Origin of the sequence: Rhodoferax bucti (assembly GCF_005876985.1) — a bacterium.
Taxonomy (GTDB): domain Bacteria; phylum Pseudomonadota; class Gammaproteobacteria; order Burkholderiales; family Burkholderiaceae_C; genus Allorhodoferax; species Allorhodoferax bucti.
The window spans coordinates 241,282-262,507 of record NZ_VAHD01000004.1; the positions used below are offsets into that span (position 1 = coordinate 241,282).

The window sequence follows — 21,226 nt, forward strand, 5'->3', positions numbered from 1 at the left end:
TGAGTTAAAGCACACTTTCAGCAAATATTTGTTGAAAGTGTTAAAAATTAGTAGATAATCGATGTATTCGATTTAATAGGGGTGTCGTATGAGACTCAGTGGAATGAAAATCGCGACCAAGCTCTGGTCGTTCATCGTGTTGACCATCGTGGCGATTTGCGCAGTGACCGTGGCAGGCCTGGCTCGTACTGCCACCAGCTTGACCGAGGCGCGTATCGAGCAGGGCAATGCGGAGAGCCTGGTGCAAATCACCACCGAGTGGAACGGCCTGACCATGACCAATGCGGCACGCACCACCGCGGTGCTCATGAGCCAGGGCACCACCATTCCCGACGCCTTCAAAGAGCCGATTGCCGCCACCACGGCCAAGGTGTCTGAGCTCCAAAAGAAGATCGAAGAAATGCCCTTGGGTGACGACGACAAGGCGCAGATGAAAAAAATCGCCGAGTTGCGCAAGGCCATGATTGCGGTGCGCGAAAAGGCCCGCGACGCCAAAAAGGCCGGCGACGAGGCCGGCGCAGCCCAAATGCTCAAAGCCGAGTTCGAGCCTGCCATGGCGGCCTACATTGCGGGGCAAGCGCAAATGGTGGAGCTGCAAAAGCAGCACCTGCAGCGCATCGACAAAGAGGTTCTGGAGCGCCGCACGGCCAACATCACCAGCATTTTGGTGAGCTTGGCGGTGATTGTGATTCTTGCCGTGGCGGCCACCGCGTGGCTGGTGCGCTCTATCCGCGAACCACTCGATTTGGCCAACAGCCTGGCTTCCCGCATTGCCGAGGGCGACCTGACCCACTCGGTGCACTCCGACCGTACCGACGAATTCGGCCAGCTGCTGCACTCCCTGGAGGCGATGAATATTTCTCTGGGCCGCATGGTGTCTGAAATCCGCGGTGGCACCGACAGCATCGCTATTGCCAGCGCCGAAATTGCCACCGGCAACAACGACCTGGCCCAGCGCACCGAGCAAACCTCCAGCAACCTGCAAGCCACCGCCTCCAGCATGGACGGTTTGACCAACACCGTGCAACACAGCGCTGAAAGCGCCCGCCAAGCCAGCTCACTGGCGGCCAACGCCTCCATGGTGGCGCAGCGTGGTAGCGAAGTGGTGACCCAAGTGGTGAGCACCATGCAAGAGATTGATGCCAGCAGCAAGAAGATTGCGGACATCATCAGCGTGATCGATGGCATCGCCTTCCAGACCAACATCCTCGCGCTGAATGCGGCGGTGGAAGCCGCCCGCGCAGGCGAACAGGGCCGTGGCTTTGCGGTGGTGGCATCGGAAGTGCGCTCGCTGGCCGGCCGCAGTGCTGAGGCTGCCAAGGAAATCAAGGCGCTGATCGGCACCTCGGTGGACAAGGTCGAGTCGGGCACTCTGTTGGTGAACGATGCCGGCTCCACCATGGAAGACATCATGCAATCCGTGCGCCGCGTGGCGGACGTGGTGGGTGAAATCACCGCCGCTGCCAATGAGCAGAGCAGTGGTATCTCTGGTGTGAACCAGGCCATCGGTAACCTCGACCAGATGACCCAGCAGAACGCTGCACTGGTGGAAGAGAGCGCCGCCGCTGCCGAGAGCCTGCGTGAACAGGCGGACCGCATGAAGCAGGCCGTCGCGGTGTTCAAGGTCAATGGCAGCATGGGAGGCCCCGTGATGGCGGCAGCGCCGGTGCGCTCCGGCAAGCCCAGCCCGGATTTCAAAGGCCCCGAGCGCCGCACTGGCCAGGCCAGCGGTCCCCAAGCCCGGGCCCCCAAAGCCACAGCACCGGCACCTGCCCCCAAAGCAGCCGTTGCACCAAGCTTGCAAAAACCTGTCGCCGTAGCCTCAAACCGCCCCACACCGGCTGGTGGAGACGACGATTGGGAAACCTTCTAATAGTGATTGCTCAAGTTTTCCTGTAGTCTGCATGAGGCCTCGCGAGTGCCTACACTCGCGGTTGGTTTTCTTAAAACATGGAGACACGCATGCTGGAAAATTTGAAGAGCGAATTGGATTCTTTGCGCCCCGGTCGCACCACAGAGGCCGGTGCGACACGCCGCACCGCCCTGAAGGCCGCACTCGGTGTGGGCTACGCAGCCACTGCGATGCCCATCATGGCGCAAACCGCCATCAAAACATCGGCAGATGGCCTCATCGCTGGCGAGCAAATTTACGATGTGGAGGGCTACACCGTGCCCTTCTACTACGCAGCACCCGCTGGCGGCACGGACTTGCCGGTAGTGCTGGTGGTGCAGGAAATCTTCGGCGTGCATGAGTACATTGCCGATACCTGCCGCCGCTTTGCCAAAGCTGGCTATCTGGCCATTGCTCCTGATCTGTATTCCCGCCAGGGCGATGCCTCCAAGTACACCGACATCGGCAAGTTGCTTGCAGAGGTCGTCTCCAAAGTGCCGGATGAGCAAGTCATGGCGGATCTGGATGGCGCGCTGGCTTGGGCTGCAGACAACGGCGGCAATTTGAAAAAATTGGCGATCACCGGCTTCTGCTGGGGCGGCCGCATCACCTGGCTCTACGCTGCGCACAACAAAGATGTGAAGGCCGGTGTGGCTTGGTACGGCCGCTTGGTGGGCACGCCCTCCGAGCTGACGCCCAAGAACCCCGTCGATATCGCCGCCTCGCTGCACGCACCGGTGCTGGGCTTGTACGGAGGTAAAGATACCGGTATCCCGCTGGACACCGTGAATGAAATGAAAAAGGCGCTGGCCGCAGCAGGCAAAAAGGGCAACAAAGCCGCCAAGGCTTCGCAGTTCGTGGTGTACCCCGATGCAGGCCATGCCTTCCACGCGGACTACCGCCCCAGCTACCGCGAAAAAGAAGCCGCCGATGGTTTCAAGCGCGCGCTGGCCTGGTTTAAAGCAAAGGGTGTTGTTTGATTCTTTTGGCTATTGTGGCCGGCACTTTGGTGGCCGGCATAGGGAGTGTGTGGCTGGCGGCGGCACTGAGTTTTGGTGCACTGGCCCGCTACACCCAGCATATGTTGAGCTTGGCGGCGGGGGCCTTGTTGGCCACCGCCTTCATGCATTTGCTGCCCGAAGCGTTCGAGAGCCAGGCTGGCGCCCATGATTTGTTTCTGGTGCTGCTGGTCGGGCTCGTGTTTTTCTTTTTGCTCGACAAGGCGGAGCTGTGGCATCACGGCCATGAGCACCACCATGGCGACCATGGTCATGGTCATGCGCACGAGGGCCATTCCCATGGGCATGCGCACGCGCATGACAAGCCCGCTGGCAGCTGGGCGGTCCTGACCGGTGACAGCGTGCACTGTTTTGGCGATGGAGTCTTGATTGCGTCTGCCTTTGTGGCGGATGTGCGCTTGGGAGCCATCGCGGCCTTGGCGGTATTGGCCCACGAGGTGCCGCACCACATGGGCGATTTGATCGTGCTGCGCGCGGGCTCAAGCAACAAGCGGGCGGCGCTGGTCAAGGTCACTCTGGCGGGTGCGGTGACTGCGCTGGGTGGCATCGTGGGCTACTGGCTGGTCGACCAGTTGCAAGACTATCTGCCCTACTTTTTGGCAGTGGCGTCCAGCAGCTTCATCTATGTGGCTTTGGCGGATTTGATTCCCCAGCTGCAAAAAAGGCTGACGGCCCGCGAAACGGCGGCGCAAATCGCGTGGCTGGGGGTGGGCATCGGGCTGGTCGCTTTGGTGAGCAGCCTCGGGCACGGCCACTAGGCCGCCTGCCTGCACATGGCACAGCCTGTGGTGTGGGAGATGGCGTTCGCGGACTCTGAGGTCCGCGCAGTGCAGCGCCATGGCGCCGATGTGCATCTGCTCCTTTCCGCCGCGTTTGCCACACAGCTGTTGCCCTCCGGCGAGCGCGTTTCCGGTTATTTGCAAGGCGTGAGTCTGGTGCTTCAGCAGTGTGAGCCCGTGCCGGCGCTGGATGGCTTGTTCGGCCGACTGCGGAGCGGTCGCGTGCGCCTTAATGCTGGTGAAAGCCTGGCCGTCATGGCGCTGCCGGGCACATGGCAACAGCCCCTGACCTTGGAGTTGGAGCCTGCGCAGGGCGGCTTGCGAGTAGTGCAAGCACAAGGCCTGGAATGCCGCATGGAGCCGGGCGGGGTGTTCCGCGAATCCTTGTTTTGTTGACCTGATATCCTGATGCGGGTCATAGTTTAATCAAACGTTTGATTTAACTGGTTAGAATCGGCGCATGTCGATTCCTTCTCCCGTGACCTCTGAGGCCCCCGCGCCCAAGCCCATGCGCAGCGATGGCGTGGAGGCGCGCAACCGCCTGCTGGATGCCGCGTTGGCTCTGTTTGCCGAGCACGGCTTTTCCAAAACGTCCATCCGTGAAATTGCCCAGGCCGCGCAGGCCAATGTGGCCGCCATCAGCTACTACTTTGGCGACAAAGCGGGTTTGTACCGTGCCGTGTTTTCCGATCCGCGCACCAACCCGCCGGTGCCTCCCGAGGCCCTGGAGGGCGAGGGCGTGTCGCTGGAGCAGGGCTTGCGCGGCATGTACCTCAGCTTTCTGGAGCCCTTGAAGCAAGGCCATGTGCGCCAGCAGCAGTACATGAAGCTGTGCTTTCGCGAAATGCTGGAGCCCACGGGCGCCTGGCAGCATGAAATCGAGGCCAACATTGCCCCGGCCCACCACGCGCTCACGCGCACGCTGTGCCGCCATGCAGGGGTTGCGGAGGTGGATGACGATATCCACCGCCTTGCCTTCACCCTCAGTGGCTTGGGGGTCATGCTGCATGTGGGCAATGACTTGTATGCGCAGATACGTCCCGGCCTGGTGAACACCCCCGAGGCACTCGATGTGTACCTGGACCGGCTCGTGTCCTACGCGCTGGTGCTGGCAGATGCCGAAGCTCTGCGTCGCCGCGCGGTAACCCCGGCTTCCCCCCATTCCCCTGTATCCACCTCATCCCACGCCCCATGAAACCCATGCACTTACGAACCCTCGCGACCGCATCCGTGGCACTGGCGCTCAGCGCTTGCGCCATCGTTATGCCGCCTGCCAAAGTAGACGCCGCGCCCGCCATGCAGTGGCAGGCCCCCTTGCCTCACCAAGGCGCCGTAGGCTCGCTGGCCCAGTGGTGGCAGCAGCAGGGCGATCCGCTCTTGGTGGAGCTGATTGATGCCGCACAAGCTGTCAGCCCCAATGTGGCCCAGGCACTGGCGCGGGTAGAGTCCGCCCGCGCGCAGCGCACCACCGCCAATGCCGCCTTGCTACCCAAGCTGGATGCGAGCGTCAGCGCCAGCCGTGGTGTGAGCCAGCCCGATGTGCCGGTGGCCACCAGCCAGTCAGTGGGCCTGCAAGCCAGCTGGGAGCTCGACCTGGTGGGCGCCAACCGCGCCGTCAGCAATGCGGCGGACGCGCAGTTTCAGGGCACCCAAGCCCAGTGGCACGATGCCCGCGTGTCGGTAGCCGCCGAGGTCGCCAACACCTATTACAGCTACGCCACCTGCACCCAGTTGCTCGGTGTGGCGCGCAAAGACGCAGCGTCCCGCCAGGAAACCGCACGTCTGACCGAGCTCAATGCCAAAGCCGGTTTTGCGGCACCTTCGGTAGCCGCCTTGGCTCGCGCCAGCGCTGCCGATGGCAGCAGCCGCGTGACCCAACAACAGGCTGCCTGCGACTTGGATGTGAAAGCCCTGGTGGCCCTGACCGGCTTGTCGGAGCAGGATTTGCGACAAAAATTGGCTGTGGCGCCCATGGAGCGTGCGCAAGCAGCTCCTGTTTCCATAGCAAGCGTGCCGGCGCAAACCCTGACCCAACGTCCCGATGTGTTTGCAGCTGAGCGCGACGTTATCGTCGCCAGCGCCCAAGTGGGCAGTGCCAAAGCCCAGCGTTACCCGCGCCTGACCCTGAGCGGTTCGGTGGGTGCGCTGCGCTACAGCAGCATGGGCCGCGAGACGAATCTGGACACCTGGTCCTTTGGCCCCTTGGCGGTCACACTGCCCTTGTTTGACGGCGGCCAGCGCAAGGCCAATGTGGTGTCTGCCGAAGCGGCCTATGCGCAAAGCGTCTCGGTTTACCGCGGCAAGGTGCGCCAGGCCGTGCGCGAGGTGGAAGAGGCACTGGTCAACCTGCAAAGCACCGATGCCCGCAAGCAAGATGCTGCTGTGGCCACCGCCGGCTACGCCGAGTCGCTCGCAGCCACCCAGGCCCGCTACGGCCAGGGCTTGGCCAGCTTGGTGGAGCTGGAAGATGCACGCCGCAATGCGCTGGCTGCGGAGTCGGCCCAGCTCTCACTGGGGCTGGAGCGCAACCGCGCTTGGGTGTCGCTCTATCGCGCTCTGGGGGGCGGCTTCGAGCCGGACCGCCTAAACGCGGACGCCACCTCAAGCGCCGCCGATCAGCCACGCCCCTAACCCCCACATAACTCGCGCACAGCTCCCGCATAACCCCCCGATTTTTTGTTGTCACCTCTTTGAGAGCAAAGCCATGAACCAACTTCACTTCAAACCCCTGACCCTGGGTCTCCTGACCGCCAGTGTGCTGACTCTTGCCGGCCTTGGCCTGTTTGCCACCCGCACGCAGGCGGCTGATGCCCCCAAGGCCGCTGCGGCGCCCAAAGCCGCGCTGACCGTATCCACGGTGCAGGCCAAGAGCAGCCAGCTGCCCGTCAAGCTGTCCGCCAACGGCGGTGTCGCCGCTTGGCAGGAAGCCAGCGTGGGCTCAGAGGCCAGCGGCCTGCGTGTGGCCGAGCTGCACGTGGGCGTGGGCGATAGCGTGAAGCGCGGCCAGGTGCTGGCGACCTTTGCCTCTGAAAGCGTGCAAGCCGATGTAGCACTGGCACGTGCCAGCCTCAACGAAGCGCAGGCCAATGCGGCGGAAGCGCTGGCCAACGGCGACCGTGCGCGTGCGGTGCAGGGCACCGGCGCCATCAGCGCCCAGCAAATCAACCAGTACCTCACGCAAGAGGCCACCGCCAAGGCGCGCGTGGCGTCTGCCCAGGCGCAGCTGGACGCCCAGCTGCTGCGCCTGAAGCAAACCCAATTGCTCGCGCCCGACAGCGGCATCATCTCTGCCCGCAGCGCCAGTGTGGGGGCAGTGGTGGGTGCTGGCACGGAGATGTTCAAGCTCATCCGCCAAGGGCGGCTGGAGTGGCGGGGTGAAGTGACCTCGGCGGAGTTTGCCCGCATCAAACCCGGCATGACGGTGCTGGTCACCTCTCCCGGTGGCGTGCAGGCCAAAGGCAAGGTGCGCATGCTGGCGCCTACCGTGGATGCTGCTACCCGCAACGGCCTGGTGTATGTGGACTTGTTGGCAGCATCGACGGCCGGCCAGTCGCTGGGTGGCGCATTCAAGCCCGGCATGTATGCCCGTGGTGAGTTTGAGTTGGGCAGCACCGGCGCATTGACGGTGCCACAAACCGCAGTCGTCGTTCGCGACGGTTTCAGCTACGTGTACCGCGTGGGCACTGACAGCAAAGTCAGCCAACTCAAGGTGCAGACCGGCCGCGTGGTGGGTGAGCAGATCGAAATCCAAAGCGGCGTGAAGCCCGAAGACAAGCTAGTGGTCAGCGGTGGCAGTTTCCTGAGTGAAGGCGACACCGTGAAGGTGGTGGACGCTGCAGATTCCAAGCCAAAAGCGGCTGTAGCGCCCGCAGCGCCTGCGCAAGCAGCTACGAAATAAGGAGCAAGCACATGAGCCCCCACATTCACTTGCGTTCATTGCCCCCCGAGGGGGCGCCCGCCTCCTTTGAGGCGGCTCGGCAGGAGGCGGTATGAACGTCTCCTCGTGGTCGATCAAAAACCCCATACCGGCGGTCATGCTCTTTGTGATGCTGACCTTCGCCGGCATGCTGGCTTTCAACAGCATGAAGGTGCAGCAGTTCCCGGATCTGGAGCTGCCCAACATCACGATCTCGGCCAGCCTGCCCGGCGTAGCGCCGGCCCAGCTGGAAACCGAAGTGGCCCGCAAGCTGGAAAACGCGATTGCGTCCATCCAGGGCCTGAAAAACATCTACACCAAGGTGCAGGACGGCGGGGTTTCCATCACCGCCGAATTCCGCTTGGAGAAGCCTACGCAAGAAGCGCTCGACGAAGTGCGTAGCGCCGTGCAGGGCGTGCGCAGTGAGCTCCCCAGCGATGTGCGCGATCCGGTGATCAACAAGGTGAACCTGTCGGGCGCGCCCATTCTGGCGCTCACCATCCGCTCGTCCAAGATGGATGACGAAGCGCTGAGCTGGTTTGTGGACAACACTGTTTCACGCCGCTTGCTGGGTGTGAAAGGCGTGGGCTCAGTGGTGCGCGTGGGCGGGGTGACCCGCGAGGTGGAGGTCGCCCTCGACCCCATGAAGCTGCAAGGTCTGGGCGCTACCGCTGCCGACATTTCGCGCCAACTCAAACAGGTGCAAACCGAGAGCGCAGGTGGCCGCGCTGACCTGGGTGGTAGCGAGCAGCCCATGCGCACACTGGCTACCGTCAAAACCGCTGAAGAGCTGGCCAATCTGGAGTTGACACTGTCCAACGGACAGCGTGTGCGCCTCGACCAAGTAGCCACCGTCAAAGACACGATTGCCGAGCCCCGCGCAGCCGCGCTGCTCAACGGTGTGCCGGTGGTGGGATTTGAGATCACCCGCAGCAAAGGTGCCAGCGAGGTGGAAGTCGGAGCCGCAGTGAATGCAGCTTTGGACGAACTCAAGGCCCAGCACCCCGACATCGAGCTGACCCAAGCCTTTGACTTTGTGAAGCCGGTGGCTGAAGAGTTTGATGCCTCCATGACCATGCTCTACGAAGGCGCTTTGCTGGCGGTGATTGTGGTGTGGCTGTTTTTGCGCAACGTCCGCGCAACCTTTGTGTCCGCCGTGGCCTTGCCGCTCTCGGCCATTCCGGCCTTCATCGGCATGGCGTACCTGGGCTTTTCCATCAACACCGTGACGCTGCTCGCGCTCTCATTGGTGATCGGCGTGCTGGTGGACGACGCGATTGTGGAGGTCGAAAACATCGAACGCCACCTGAACATGGGCAAGACGCCGTACCAAGCGGCCATGGAAGCGGCGGACGAGATCGGCTTGGCCGTGGTGGCGACGACCTTCACCCTGATTGCAGTGTTTTTGCCCACCGCCTTCATGAGTGGTATTCCGGGCAAGTTCTTCAAGCAGTTCGGCTGGACGGCCGCACTCGCGGTGTTTGCCTCGCTGGTGGTGGCCCGGGTGCTGACGCCCATGATGGCCGCTTACATCATGAAGCGCAGCCCGCGCGAACACAAAGACCCGTTCTGGATGGGCGCCTACATGCGTGCCAGCCGTTGGGCGCTGAGCCACCGATGGATCACCATGGGTGCAGCCGCAGCATTCTTTGTGGGCTCCATCATGCTGATCCCCCTGTTGCCCACCGGCTTCATTCCGCCGGACGACAACTCGCAGACGCAGGTCTATATCGAGTTGCCACCGGGCTCGACCTTGAAGCAAACGCGCGATGCGGCGGAGCATGCCCGCCAGTTGCTGGGCAAGGTTGATCACATCCAGAGCATTTACACCACCATCGGTGGTGGTGCAGCAGGCTCCGACCCTTTCGCGCCTCCGGGAACCACCGAGGTCCGCAAGGCCACGCTCACGGTGTTGCTGACAGAGCGCGGCAAGCGCCCGCGAAAACAAGGCATTGAAAACGCCATCCGCGCGGCCATGGCCGAAGTGCCCGGCATCCGCAGCAAGGTGGGCTTGGGCGGCAGTGGCGAGAAGTACCAGCTGGTGCTGACCGGCGAAGACCCTCTGGCCTTGGCCAGTGCTGCCGCTGCGGTGGAGCGCGATTTGCGCACCATTCCCGGCTTGGGCAGCATTACCTCCAGCGCGAGCTTGATCCGCTCTGAAATCGCAGTGCGCCCCGACTTCGCCAAGGCTGCGGACTTGGGTGTCACCAGTGCCTCTATTGGCGAGACCTTGCGCATTGCGACGGTGGGTGACTACGACACATCACTGGCCAAGCTCAACCTTAGCCAGCGGCAAGTGCCGATTGTGGTGAAGCTGGATGACTCCGCGCGACAGGATCTGGACTTGCTGGGCCGGCTCGCGGTGCCAGGCGTCAAAGGGCCTGTCATGCTGAGTCAGGTGGCGACGCTCGAAGTGGCCGGTGGCCCCGCGGTGATCGACCGCCTGAACCGCTCACGCAACATCACCTTTGAAGTCGAGCTCTCCGGCGCGCCGCTGGGCGATGTGACAGAGGCCGTGCAAAAGCTGCCCTCGATCACCAACCTGCCGCCCGGCGTGAAGCAGTTGGCGCTGGGTGATGCCGAAGTCATGGGCGAGCTGTTTGCCAGCTTCGGCCTGGCCATGCTGACCGGGGTGCTGTGCATTTACATCGTGCTGGTCTTGTTGTTCAAGGACTTCTTGCAACCCTTCACCATTCTGGCGGCGCTGCCACTGTCCTTGGGTGGCGCGTTTGTGGGCTTGCTGGTGGCCAATCAGAGCTTCTCCATGCCGTCCCTTATCGGGCTCATCATGCTCATGGGCATTGCGACCAAGAATTCCATCTTGTTGGTGGAGTACGCGATCCTGGCGCGCCGGGGTAGCGATGGCAGTGATGGTCACCCCGTTGCCGCGCCCATGAGCCGGTTTGACGCGCTCATTGACGCCTGCCACAAGCGTGCGCGGCCGATTGTGATGACCACCATCGCCATGGGCGCCGGCATGGTGCCCCTGGCCGTGGGCTGGGGTGCTGCAGACAGCAGCTTCCGCAGTCCAATGGCAGTTGCGGTGATCGGCGGACTGATCACGTCCACCGTGCTCAGCCTCTTGGTGATCCCATCGGTGTTCACGGTAGTGGACGATCTGGAGCACCTGCTGGGCCGCATCAAGCGCTGGGTGCTGCGCGAAAAGCCGGCGGCGGAAACGATGCCGCTACAATAGAGCCCTCGTCATTGGGGAGTAGCCTCTCTTGCACCGCAAGAGGCTCGCGTCAACATACTGGGTCCGCAGACCCTGGCGCCAGCAGTTCAGTCTTGGCAAGACCTTTGACCACCGCACATCCGCCTTGGCCGGTGATGTGCCGTGGTCATTTGTCTTTTACCGGCCTTGGAACTCGCTCTCATGGAATCCTTGCTCGTCTCTACCGGTGTGGTCGCTCTGGCCGAAATCGGTGACAAAACCCAACTCCTTGCCTTCATCCTCGCTGCGCGCTTCAAAAAGCCCTTGCCCATCGTGCTCGGCATTCTGGCGGCCACCATCGTCAACCACGGTTTGGCGGGCGCCCTGGGCGCCTGGATCACGTCAGCCATCAGCCCTGAGGTATTGCGCTGGGTGCTGGGCGCGTCTTTCCTCGGCATGGCTGTCTGGACAATGATTCCCGACAAAATTGAAGACGAAGAAACCCAGATCGCCAGCCGTTTCGGCGTGTTTGGTGCCACGCTGATCACTTTCTTCCTGGCCGAGATGGGCGACAAGACCCAAATTGCTACCGTGGCCATGGCCGCCCACTATGCTGCGCCGGTGATGGTGGTGATCGGCACGACCCTGGGCATGCTGATTGCCGATGTGCCTGCGGTGTTTGCGGGTGACAAGTTGGCCAACAAAATCCCGATGAAGCTGGTGCACTCGATTGCGGCCGGCATTTTCGCCTTGCTGGGTATTGCGACCTTGCTGGGAGCCGGCTCCCGTTTTGGTTTTTAAACACGACGGGGCATTGCAGCCATGAACCCTAACAACGCCGTGGGCCCCCTCCACGACCATGTGTTTGACGACAGCAATCCGGTCGCCGAGCGCAGCACCCGCATCGTGATGTGGATCACGCTGGCCATGATGGTCATCGAGATCGTGGCGGGCTGGTGGTACAACTCCATGGCTTTGCAAGCTGATGGCTGGCACATGAGCTCCCACGCGGTGGCCATTGGCCTGAGTGCCTTTGCCTATGCGGCCGCCCGGCGTTACGCCCGCGACCCGCGCTTTGCCTTCGGCACCTGGAAGATGGAGGTGCTGGGCGGCTTTGCCAGTGCCATCGCCCTGTTGGGGGTGGCCGGGGTGATGGTGGTGGGCTCGGTCCAGCGCTTGCTGGCGCCCGAGCCGATCCATTACCAGGAAGCGATAGTGGTGGCTGTGATCGGCTTGCTGGTGAACCTCGTTTGCGCGTGGATTCTGGGTCAGGCCCATCATCACGGGCACGAGCACGGGCATGGTGGCCATCACCACGGTCATCACGGACATGAGCACCTCCATGGACATGACCACGCCCACGGTGGATCGCATGCGGACCTGAATCTCCGGTCTGCCTACCTGCATGTGGTGGCGGACGCTGCGACCTCGGTATTGGCCATTGCAGCTTTGCTGGGGGGGCTGGATGTTCGGCTGGTCGTGGCTGGACCCGGTCATGGGTGTGGTGGGGGCAGTGCTTGTGGCGGTGTGGGCCAAGGGCCTGATTGCAGACACCGGCAAGGTGCTGCTGGACCGAGAGATGGACCACCCGGTGGTGGACGAAATCCGTGAAGTCATGGAGGCCGATGGCGGGCTCACCCGCGTTACCGACCTGCATGTGTGGCGCGTGGGTAAAAACGTTTACTCCTGTGCCGTGGCCGTTTACACGCAGGATGCGGGCTTGACGGTGGTGCAGCTGCGCGAGCGGCTGGCCGTGCATGAAGAAATCGTGCACAGCACGATTGAGATTCACCACCAGCCCGCCGCGACGGTGGCAGGGGCGAAGGCCTAGAGTTCGTCCACCCGGGGTTCGGGCGCCTGCAGGGGCAGGGTGATGGTGATGGTGGTGCCCTGACCCAGCACCGAGCTCACCTCCAGTTGCCCGCCCAGGGTGGTTTTGACGAGGTTTTCCACAATCGTCATGCCCAGGCCGGTGCCGCCGCGGCCGATGCGGGTGCTGAAAAAAGGCTGAAACATCTTCTCCAGCGTTTCCGGTGCAATGCCCCGCCCGTTGTCGGCACACACCAGCGTGACCCGGCTATCGGTGGCACTGGCGCTGACCTGCACCGTGCCTTGCTCCATGCCTTCAAATGCGTGGAGGTAGGCATTATTGATGAGGTTGATAAGCACCTGCCCCAGGGGACCGGGGTAGCTGTCCATGGCGATGCCTTCGGGCACGTCCAACTCCACCCGGTGGCGCTGGCGGCGCAGGCTGGGGGTGAGTGTGTCCATGATTTCACGCAGGCAGTCCTGCAAGTCGAAGCGGCGCCGCTGCTCGCTGGCCTGGTCGGCGGCCACTTGCCGGAAGTTCTTGAGCAGGGACACTGCACGCTCCAGGTTGCGCAGCAGCAGGGCGTTGCCATCGCGCACCTGGCTGACGAACTGGGTCAACTCCGAGCGCCGCAGGGTGCCGGCTTCCAGCTGTTGCTCAAACTGGGCGGCCTGCGCGCTCAGGGTGCTGGCCGTCATCATGCTGTTGCCCATGGGGGTGGCCATTTCGTGCGAAACGCTGGCGATCAGGGTGCCCAGGGTGGCACGTGCTTCGCTGCGGGCCAGGGCATCCTGCATCTGGGCTTCCAGCGAGGCGTTGAGCGCGTGGATGCGCATTTCTGCCTCTTTTTGTCGTGTGACCTCCAGGTTGATGCCGGCCACCTTGGTGGGGGTGCCGTCGGCATCCCGCTCCACCACATGGGCGCGGGAGTTCACCCACATCCAGGCGCCGTCTTTCTGGCGCATGCGGTATTCGTACTCGAACCGATCGCCTTGCAGTGCAGCCAGCCCGGCAAAAGTGGCCGAAATATGGTCGCGGTCGTCGGGGTGCACAAGCGCCATCCAGCTGGTGAGTACGTTGTCGCCCAACTCCTCGCGGCTGTAGCCGCTCACCACATGCCAGCGCTCGCCGACGCTCAAAAAGCGCTGCTGCAGGTTGTATTCCCAAATGGCGACGCCGGTGCTTTCCACCACCTCTTGCAGACGGTATTGCTCGGCCAGCAATTCGTCGCGCAGCGCCTGTTCGTGGGCGCGGGCCATTTCGGAGCGTCGGCGGCTGCTCTGGCTGCGCACCAGCAGCACCGTCAGCAGGAGAGTCATCACGAAGCCCAGCAGCAGTGCCAGCGTAGCCTGGCGCATGCCGGGTGTCTCGGCGGCATGGGCGCTGGGGTGGAGCAGGATGCTCCAGGTTCGCGAGCCGAAGCTCAACTCCATGAGGTAGTCCATCGCAGCCTTGTGGCCGCTTTCCTGGTCATGCCCGCGCACATGCTCCTGATGCTGCAAGGTGCTGAAGAGTGTGACGGGCTTGTCGCTCTGGCTTTCGTCGATCAGCAGCAGATCGCTGCCGGACGCCTGGGCCTGGTAGGCCGCGTTGCGGGTGAGGGCCGATACGTCGACCAGCGCATTGATAAAGCCGATGTGGCGGTTGATGCTGTCTGACCCGCTGCTGCGTTGGTACACCGGCACGGACAGCGCTACGGCCGCCTGGGCCGGTTCGGCCGGATTCAGGTCTGCGGGAAAGGGGGCGGTGGCCACCGGCATGCCGACTACACGGGCGTCTTTTTGCGCCTCTGCAATCTGGGGGCGGGCACTGTGGACCCACGTGTGCAGGGCCGGGGGGTGGATGAAGCCGGTTTCCCCGTCCTGTTTTTGCCACTGAATGGCGGCCAGCCCGGGGTGGGTAGTTTTCATGCGGCTGGCATACACCTCGAATTGCGCAGCACTCATGCCGGGTTGCATTTCCGCCATCAACGCCGCACCGCGAATGGCTTCAATGGTGCTGGTGGCATCGTGGTCCAGGGCCGCCACCACGGTTTCGGCCAGGGCGCTGCGCTGTTCGTAAATCCGCAGGGTCTGGGCCTCCCTCAGGTTGCTGAAAACTGCTGCCGTGCACAGCAAGCCAGCGCCCAATACCGCCAGCACCATGACCATGTCGGTGGCCAGGCGTTTGGCGTTGGAGCTGAGTGGCAACGGCGTCATGAGGCCGCAGTGTAAGCGGCTGCTCAGCCTTGCGCCACCGGGCAGTCAGGCCGGTTGCACCACTCGCTCCAGCTGCCGGCAAACAGGGCGCTGCCGTGCAATCCGGCAATCTCCATCGCCAGAATATTGGGCACCGCGCTCACACCGCTGCCGCAGTGGTGCACCACATGGCCGGGCTGGCGTGAGCCCAGCAGGGCCTCGAATTCGGTGCGCAACACCTCGGCAGGTTTGAAGAAGCCGTCTGCACCGAGGTTGCTGCTGAACACCCGGTTGAGGGCGCCGGGAATGTGGCCGGCCACTGGGTCGATGGGCTCTACCTCGCCCCGAAAGCGTGGTGCGCCGCGGGCATCGAGCACATGCTGGGTGGGTTGGCCTAGGTGGGCCAGCACCTGGTCGCTGCTCCGCAAAGCCACCAGCGGGTCGGCCACCGCAAAGGTGGTTGGCGCGCGCGCCGGTTCATCGCCACGGTGGACCGCACCACCAGCCGCTTGCCAGGCTTGGAAGCCACCATCCAGCACCGCCACGTGGGCATGGCCCAGCCACTTGAGCATCCACCACAGGCGGCCGCAGTAGTTGGCGCCTTGGCGGTCATACACCACCACTTGGTCGGTGTTGTGCACGCCGATGCTGCTCAGCCAGGCGGCGAATTTTCCCCGCGAAGGTAACGGGTGGCGCCCGCCGGACAGTGCGCCGGTGACGGCCGGGTCGCCTTTGGCGCTCAAGTTGTTGTCCAGATGGGCGTAGAGGGCGCCTGCAATATGGCTCTCAGCGTACTGTGCGGGGCCGATCTCCGGCTTCATCAAATCGCAGCTGCAATCAAACACCACCAGCGGGGCGCCACGTTGCTGGAGGGCCTGCAGTTCGGCCACAGAAATCAGGGTGGTAAAGGACATGGGTCAGTGTTCCTCGGCAGGAGTATTGGGGAGCAAGCGGGTGCGCAAAATGGTAGCCAGCACACCGCTGGATACGATAACCGCAATGCCCACCCAGCCGATGGTCGGGATCTGGTCGCCGAACAGCACCAGACTGAAGATCACCCCAAAGACAATGCCCGAGTACTGCATGCTGGCTACCACCAGGGTGGCGCCTTTGCGGTAGGCGCGGGTCATACACCACTGGCCCAGTGACGCCAGAATGCCGATGGGCACCACCCACGCACCATCTTGCCAGGCGACCTCGCTCCAGGGCGTCATGCCGGTGAAGGCCATGCCCACTGCGCCCACCACGGCACTGCCGACCGAGAAATAAAACACGGTGCGCTCTTCGGGCTCGCCGGCTTTGCCCAGCGCGGTCACCTGCATGTAGGCCAGTGCCGCGCCCAGCCCGGAGAGCAGGCCGATCAGCCCGGCAAACAGCTGGTTTTGGTCGATGGTGGGGCGCAGGGTCATCACCACGCCCACAAAGCCCATCAGCACCGTGCCCAAGAGTGCGCCCTGCGGTTGCTGCTTGCCGTAGAGCAAGGCGCCACCCACCACAAAGGCAGCCACCCAGACGCCGCTCATGTAGTTCAAGGTCATGGCGGTGGCCAGGGGCAGGTGGGCAATGCAATAGAACCAGCTGCCTAAAGACAACACGCCGATGGTGCTGCGCCACACATGCATCAGCGGCACTGGGGTACGCAGGCTGGAGCCACTGGCCCGCACCACAATGCCCATGAACACAATGCTCACCAGGCCCCGGTAAAACACCAGCTCAAAGGTGCCGAAGCTGTGGGAGGCGAACTTGATGCCCACCGCCATCAGCGCGAACCAGAACGAGGCCAGAACCATCCAGAGAGCTTGCATAGGTTTTTAGTAATAAAAATAGCTGCTAGCGCCCATGGAATGTGCGCGAGCAGCTATGGTTTTGATAGTGAGCTGTCCGGGTTACCGGCCTACTGCATGGCCCAGTTTGGCGCGGTACCACTCGTGGAAGTGCTGCATGCCGTCTTCCATGGGGCTTTGGTAGGGGCCCACTTCGTTGTCGCCGCGGTCAAACAAGGCGCGGCGGCCGGCGTCCATGCGCTCGCCAATCTCGTCGTCTTCGATGCAGGTTTCCATGTAGGCCGCCTGCTGGGCTTCGACGAATTCACGTTCGAAGGCCGCAATTTCTTCGGGGTAATAGAACTCCACCATGTTCATGGTTTTGTTCAGGCCCATGGGGAAGAGGGTGGACACGGTCAGCACATGGGGGTACCACTCCACCATGATGTGGGGGTAGTAGGTGAGCCAGATGGCGCCGTACTGCGGGGGCACGTTGTTGCGGTAGCCCAGCAGGGCCTTGTGCCAGCGCTCGTAGGTGGGGCTGCCGGCCTTGCCCAGGCGGTTGGCCACGCCCACGGTTTGCACCGAGTAGTTGTCCTTGAATTCCCAGCGCAGGTCGTCGCAGGTCACAAACTGGCCCAAGCCGGGGTGGAAGGGGCCTACGTGGTAGTCCTCCAGGTACACCTCGATAAAGGTCTTCCAGTTGTAATTGCACTCGTGCATCTCCACTTTGTCGAGCACATAGCCCTCAAAGCTCAGGTCGGCGCGCGGGCCCATGTTCGCCAGTTGGGCGGCCACGTCCACACCGCCGTTGCCGGATGCATCGCGGGTGTCTTCAAACAGCAAGCCATTCCATTCCTGCAACTTGTAGTTGTTGAGGTTCAGGCAGGGGTCGTGGGCGAAGTGGGGCGCGCCGATCAGCGTGCCGCTTTGGCTACCGTTCTGGCCGGCGTGGGCGCCGCTGTAGGTCCAGCGGTGCAGCGGGCACACAATGTTGCCGCTTTGCACGCTCGTGTTGTTGTGGGTCAGCGAACCGCGGCCCTTGAGCATCACGGCCTGGCGGTGGCGGCACACGTTGGAGATGAGTTCGATCCCGCCTGCATTGCGCACCAGTGCACGCCCCTCGTTTTCCTGCGGCAGGGCGTAGTAGTCCCCGACGTTGGGGACGCTCAAAGAGTGCCCCACGTAGCGGGGCCCTTGCTGAAAGATACTTTGCATCTCAAGCGCGTAGAGCGCCGGGTCAAAGTAGCTCGAAACTGGTAGTTGGCTGTTCGCCTGCTGCAGTCGAAGACTTAAATCAGACATGGGTGACCTGACCTAAAGACTCCCCACAGGGGGATGCACCAAAGTGCGCGGTAAATGGGAGCCGTCCAACCCAGAAGCGGGTGGCCGGAGGCGGGAGGGCGGATTGTACCCGTAGCCCGCCCGAACGCCCCACCCCCTGTGACCCGCGCACCACAGCGATGCGCCTAAAATCCGTCTTTACCTAACTTTTGCCTCTCCCATGCCCAAGGCCAGTGCCCCCACTCTTGATGCCGCCAACGCTGCACCCCCTCTGCCCAGTACGTATGAGGAGGCCATGGCCGAGTTGGAGCGCTTGGTGGCGCGCCTGGAGTCCGGGGATTTGCCCCTGGACCAGCTCCTGAGCGGCTACCAGCGTGGCGCAGCCCTGCTGCAGCACTGCCGCGAGAAGCTGCAGGCGGTGGAAGACCAGATCAAGGTGCTGGACGATGGCGTCCTCAAACCCTGGAAGTCCGCATGAGCGCGCTGCAGCCGCCAGAGGTGGCCTTTGACTTGAACACCTGGATGCAGGCCCGCCTGGACCGCGTGGAGCGTGCGCTGGAGCAATGGATTACCGCCGATGCGCCCCAGGGCGTGGACCACGGCGCCCCGGCCGCGCTGGTGGACGCCATGCGCTACGCCGTGCTCGACGGCGGCAAGCGCCTGCGCCCCCTGCTGGTGCTGGCAGCGCACGAAGCCGTGGCGGCCGAGGGCGGTGGCTGCGATGCGGCCGCCTTGCGGGCGGCCTGCGCAGTAGAGTTGATCCACGCCTACTCACTGGTGCACGACGATATGCCGTGTATGGACAACGATGTGCTGCGCCGGGGCAAGCCCACGGTGCATGTGCAATTTGGCGAGGCCAGCGCGCTGCTGGCAGGAGACGCCTTGCAGGCTTTGGCGTTTGAATTTTTGACCCCGCAGGATGACTCGGTGCCCTGCACCACGCAGGCCAAGCTGTGCGGGTTGTTGGCGCGGGCTGCCGGCAGCTCCGGCATGGCGGGTGGCCAGGCTATCGACTTGGCCAGCGTGGGCCTGCCGCTCACGGAGAACCAGCTGCGCGAAATGCACCAGCTCAAAACCGGCGCTCTTTTGCAAGGCAGCGTGGTCATGGGTGCGCAGTGCGCCTGCCCATCGCCCCGGGTGCTGACGGCGCTGGAGGCTTATGGTGCGGCCATCGGCCTGGCTTTTCAGGTGGTGGACGATATTCTGGACGTGACGGCCGACTCCGCGACCTTGGGCAAAACCGCCGGCAAAGATGCGGACAACGACAAACCCACCTATGTCTCGCTCATGGGGCTGGAGGCCAGCCGCGCCTACGCCATGCGCCTGTACCAACAAGCACTGGATGCGTTGGAGGCCAGCGGGTTGACCGACACCGCGGCCTTGCGCGCCCTGGCCGGCATGGTGGTGCACCGGGCTCACTAATTTTGATGAAATTGGCCTCTGGCGCTCACAGAATGTGCGCGAGCAGCTACTAAAAGAATAGCAAATGTCACACCCCACTCCCTCTGCAAATTCTCTGTTGTCCACCATTGACGACCCGGTGGCGCTGCGCCAGTTGCCGCGCGCGCAACTGCGCACCTTGGCTGACGAGCTGCGGACGTATCTGCTGGAGAGCGTGGCGAAAACCGGCGGCCATTTGAGCTCCAACCTCGGTACGGTGGAGCTGACGGTGGCACTGCACTATGTGTTCAATACGCCTGATGACCGCATCGTGTGGGACGTGGGCCACCAGACCTACCCCCACAAAATCCTGACCGGCCGGCGTGACCGCATGCACAGCCTGCGCCAGTTCGGTGGGCTCTCTGGCTTTCCTCGCCGGGACGAAAGCGAGTACGACACCTTTGGCACCGCGCACTCCAGCACCTCGATTTCGGCCGCGCTGGGCATGGCACTGGCGTCGCGCATCAAGGGTGAAGACCGCTACTCGGTGGCCGTGATCGGCGATGGCGCGATGACCGCCGGCATGGCCTTTGAGGCCCTGAACAATGCGGGCGTGGAAGACTGCCGTCTGCTTGTCATCCTGAACGACAACGACATGAGCATCAGCCCCCCCGTGGGTGCGCTCAACCGCTACCTGGCCCAACTCATGAGCGGCCAGTTTTATGCGGCGGCCAAAAGCGTGGGCAAAAGCGTGCTCAAGGGCGCGCCGCCCTTGTTTGAGCTGGCCAAGCGTCTGGAAGAGCAGGCCAAGGGCATGGTGGTGCCGGCCACGCTGTTTGAGAAATTCGGTTTCAACTACATTGGCCCTATCGACGGGCATGACCTGGATTCGCTGATCCCAACGCTGGAAAACATCAAGCACCTCAAAGGCCCACAGTTTTTGCACGTCGTCACCAAAAAAGGCCAGGGCTACAAGCTGGCCGAGGCCGACCCGGTGGCCTACCATGGCCCGGGCAAATTCGATCCGGCCGTGGGTCTGGTGAAATCCACCGCCGTGGCCAAGCCGACGTTTACCCAGGTCTTCGGCCAGTGGTTGTGCGACATGGCGGCCGCCGACCAGCGCCTAGTGGGTATCACGCCTGCCATGCGGGAAGGTTCGGGCATGGTGGAGTTTGAAAAGCGCTTTCCCCAGCGCTACTTTGACGTGGGCATTGCCGAGCAGCACGCTGTCACTTTTGCCGGTGGCTTGGCCACTGAGGGCTTGAAGCCGGTGGTGGCGATTTACTCCACCTTTTTGCAGCGCGCCTATGACCAGTTGATCCACGACGTGGCCTTGCAAAACCTGCCTGTGGTGTTTGCGCTGGACCGCGCAGGTTTGGTGGGCGCCGATGGCGCGACGCACGCGGGTGCTTACGACATTCCATTCCTGCGCTGCATTCCAAACATCAGCATTGCCTGCCCGGCGGACGAAAACGAGTGCCGCCAGTTGCTGAGCACCGCCTTTGCACAGAACCACTCGGTGGCGGTGCGCTACCCGCGTGGCAGTGGTGCTGGCGTGCCGGTGGGTACCTCGCTGGAGGGCTTGCCCTTTGGCAAGGGGGAGGTGCGCAAGCAAGGCCGTACGATCGCTATTTTGGCGTTCGGTACTTTGCTGTACCCGGCCATGGCTGCTGCCGAAGCACTGGGCGCCACTGTGGTGAACATGCGCTGGGCCAAGCCGCTGGACACCGAGTTGCTGCTGCAAGTGGCTGCCAGCCACAGCGCTTTGGTGACGGTGGAAGAGGGTGCCACCATGGGCGGTGCGGGCGGTGCAGTGATGGAGGCTTTGCAGGCCGCTGGTCGTGATATTCCGGTGCTGCAACTGGGCCTGGCCGACGAGTTCATTGAGCACGGTGATCCTGCGCATCTCTTGAAGCTGCAAGGGCTGGATGCGCAAGGCATCGAGGCCTCGATCATGCAGCGTTTTGGTGCATTGCTGCCCGGCGTCGCACAGGCCGCGTAAGACTGCCGTCAGATACGCAGACAGCTTCCTGCCGCTGGCTTGCAGGAAGCT

Annotated in this window: 16 protein-coding genes, 1 pseudogene and 1 riboswitch; of the genes and pseudogenes, 13 read left to right on the top strand and 4 right to left on the bottom strand. The window is 63.1% G+C overall.

Annotated elements, in window-relative coordinates; translation table 11 throughout:
• Positions 1-103 precede the first annotated feature (103 nt).
• From FDM28_RS18140 to dmeF, 10 genes and pseudogenes are all read left to right on the top strand, one after another.
• On the top strand, positions 104-1,873 hold the full coding sequence (locus tag FDM28_RS18140; protein ID WP_170211814.1) for a methyl-accepting chemotaxis protein: 1,770 nt from the start codon (positions 104-106) through the stop codon (positions 1,871-1,873).
• 89 nt (positions 1,874-1,962) lie between these two features.
• A complete protein-coding gene (locus tag FDM28_RS15630; protein WP_138516775.1) occupies positions 1,963-2,871 on the top strand; it encodes a dienelactone hydrolase family protein in 909 nt (302 codons plus the stop codon).
• Positions 2,868-3,668 (top strand): ZIP family metal transporter, encoded by an 801-nt coding sequence (locus tag FDM28_RS15635; protein ID WP_138516777.1) that lies wholly within the window; start codon positions 2,868-2,870, stop codon positions 3,666-3,668. The genes FDM28_RS15630 and FDM28_RS15635 overlap by 4 nt, the downstream gene beginning before the upstream one ends.
• Before the next feature lie 15 nt (positions 3,669-3,683).
• Positions 3,684-4,085 (top strand): hypothetical protein, encoded by a 402-nt coding sequence (locus FDM28_RS15640; RefSeq protein ID WP_138516778.1) that lies wholly within the window; start codon positions 3,684-3,686, stop codon positions 4,083-4,085.
• A 64-nt stretch (positions 4,086-4,149) separates the two neighbouring features.
• On the top strand, positions 4,150-4,884 hold the full coding sequence (locus tag FDM28_RS15645) for a CerR family C-terminal domain-containing protein (protein ID WP_138516780.1): 735 nt from the start codon (positions 4,150-4,152) through the stop codon (positions 4,882-4,884).
• On the top strand, positions 4,881-6,320 hold the full coding sequence (locus tag FDM28_RS15650) for an efflux transporter outer membrane subunit (protein ID WP_138516782.1): 1,440 nt from the start codon (positions 4,881-4,883) through the stop codon (positions 6,318-6,320). Before FDM28_RS15645 ends, FDM28_RS15650 begins: the two co-directional genes overlap by 4 nt.
• A gap of 73 nt (positions 6,321-6,393) precedes the next feature.
• Positions 6,394-7,587 carry an efflux RND transporter periplasmic adaptor subunit gene (locus FDM28_RS15655; RefSeq protein WP_138516784.1) on the top strand — a complete coding sequence of 398 codons (1,194 nt, stop codon included), beginning with the start codon at positions 6,394-6,396 and terminating at the stop codon, positions 7,585-7,587.
• A gap of 91 nt (positions 7,588-7,678) precedes the next feature.
• The gene (locus FDM28_RS15660) at positions 7,679-10,801 is read left to right on the top strand and encodes an efflux RND transporter permease subunit (RefSeq protein WP_138516786.1); all 3,123 of its coding nucleotides are present in this window, start codon (positions 7,679-7,681) and stop codon (positions 10,799-10,801) included.
• A gap of 1 nt (position 10,802) precedes the next feature.
• A riboswitch (yybP-ykoY riboswitch) is annotated at positions 10,803-10,975 on the top strand.
• A gap of 6 nt (positions 10,976-10,981) precedes the next feature.
• Entirely contained in the window at positions 10,982-11,560 is a 579-nt protein-coding gene (locus FDM28_RS15665) for a TMEM165/GDT1 family protein (RefSeq protein ID WP_138516788.1), read from the top strand.
• Between the two features lie 21 nt (positions 11,561-11,581).
• Positions 11,582-12,590: pseudogene (gene dmeF, locus FDM28_RS15670) on the top strand (CDF family Co(II)/Ni(II) efflux transporter DmeF).
• On the opposite strand, the gene FDM28_RS15675 reads toward dmeF, so the two are convergent.
• The 4 genes from FDM28_RS15675 to FDM28_RS15690 all read right to left on the bottom strand — a co-directional run bounded on the left by FDM28_RS15675 (position 12,587) and on the right by FDM28_RS15690 (position 17,814).
• Positions 12,587-14,767: an ATP-binding protein gene (locus FDM28_RS15675; RefSeq protein ID WP_138516790.1), complete on the bottom strand. Its 2,181-nt coding sequence runs from the start codon at positions 14,765-14,767 to the stop codon at positions 12,587-12,589. The pseudogene dmeF and the gene FDM28_RS15675 sit on opposite strands and share 4 nt — an antisense overlap.
• Positions 14,768-14,790: 23 nt before the next feature.
• Positions 14,791-15,660: a sulfurtransferase gene (locus FDM28_RS15680; protein ID WP_138516792.1), complete on the bottom strand. Its 870-nt coding sequence runs from the start codon at positions 15,658-15,660 to the stop codon at positions 14,791-14,793.
• A 3-nt stretch (positions 15,661-15,663) separates the two neighbouring features.
• On the bottom strand, positions 15,664-16,551 hold the full coding sequence (locus tag FDM28_RS15685) for a DMT family transporter (protein ID WP_138516794.1): 888 nt from the start codon (positions 16,549-16,551) through the stop codon (positions 15,664-15,666).
• 81 nt (positions 16,552-16,632) lie between these two features.
• A complete protein-coding gene (locus FDM28_RS15690; protein ID WP_138516796.1) occupies positions 16,633-17,814 on the bottom strand; it encodes an aromatic ring-hydroxylating oxygenase subunit alpha in 1,182 nt (393 codons plus the stop codon).
• A 199-nt stretch (positions 17,815-18,013) separates the two neighbouring features.
• On the opposite strand from FDM28_RS15690, the gene FDM28_RS15695 reads away from it, so the two are divergent.
• From FDM28_RS15695 to dxs, 3 genes are all read left to right on the top strand, one after another.
• Positions 18,014-18,271, top strand: a complete 258-nt coding sequence (locus tag FDM28_RS15695) for an exodeoxyribonuclease VII small subunit (protein ID WP_138516798.1) — start codon at positions 18,014-18,016, stop codon at positions 18,269-18,271.
• On the top strand, positions 18,268-19,215 hold the full coding sequence (locus FDM28_RS15700; protein ID WP_138516799.1) for a polyprenyl synthetase family protein: 948 nt from the start codon (positions 18,268-18,270) through the stop codon (positions 19,213-19,215). Before FDM28_RS15695 ends, FDM28_RS15700 begins: the two co-directional genes overlap by 4 nt.
• Before the next feature lie 64 nt (positions 19,216-19,279).
• Positions 19,280-21,175: a 1-deoxy-D-xylulose-5-phosphate synthase gene (gene dxs / locus FDM28_RS15705; RefSeq protein ID WP_138516801.1), complete on the top strand. Its 1,896-nt coding sequence runs from the start codon at positions 19,280-19,282 to the stop codon at positions 21,173-21,175.
• Positions 21,176-21,226: the final 51 nt, after the last annotated feature.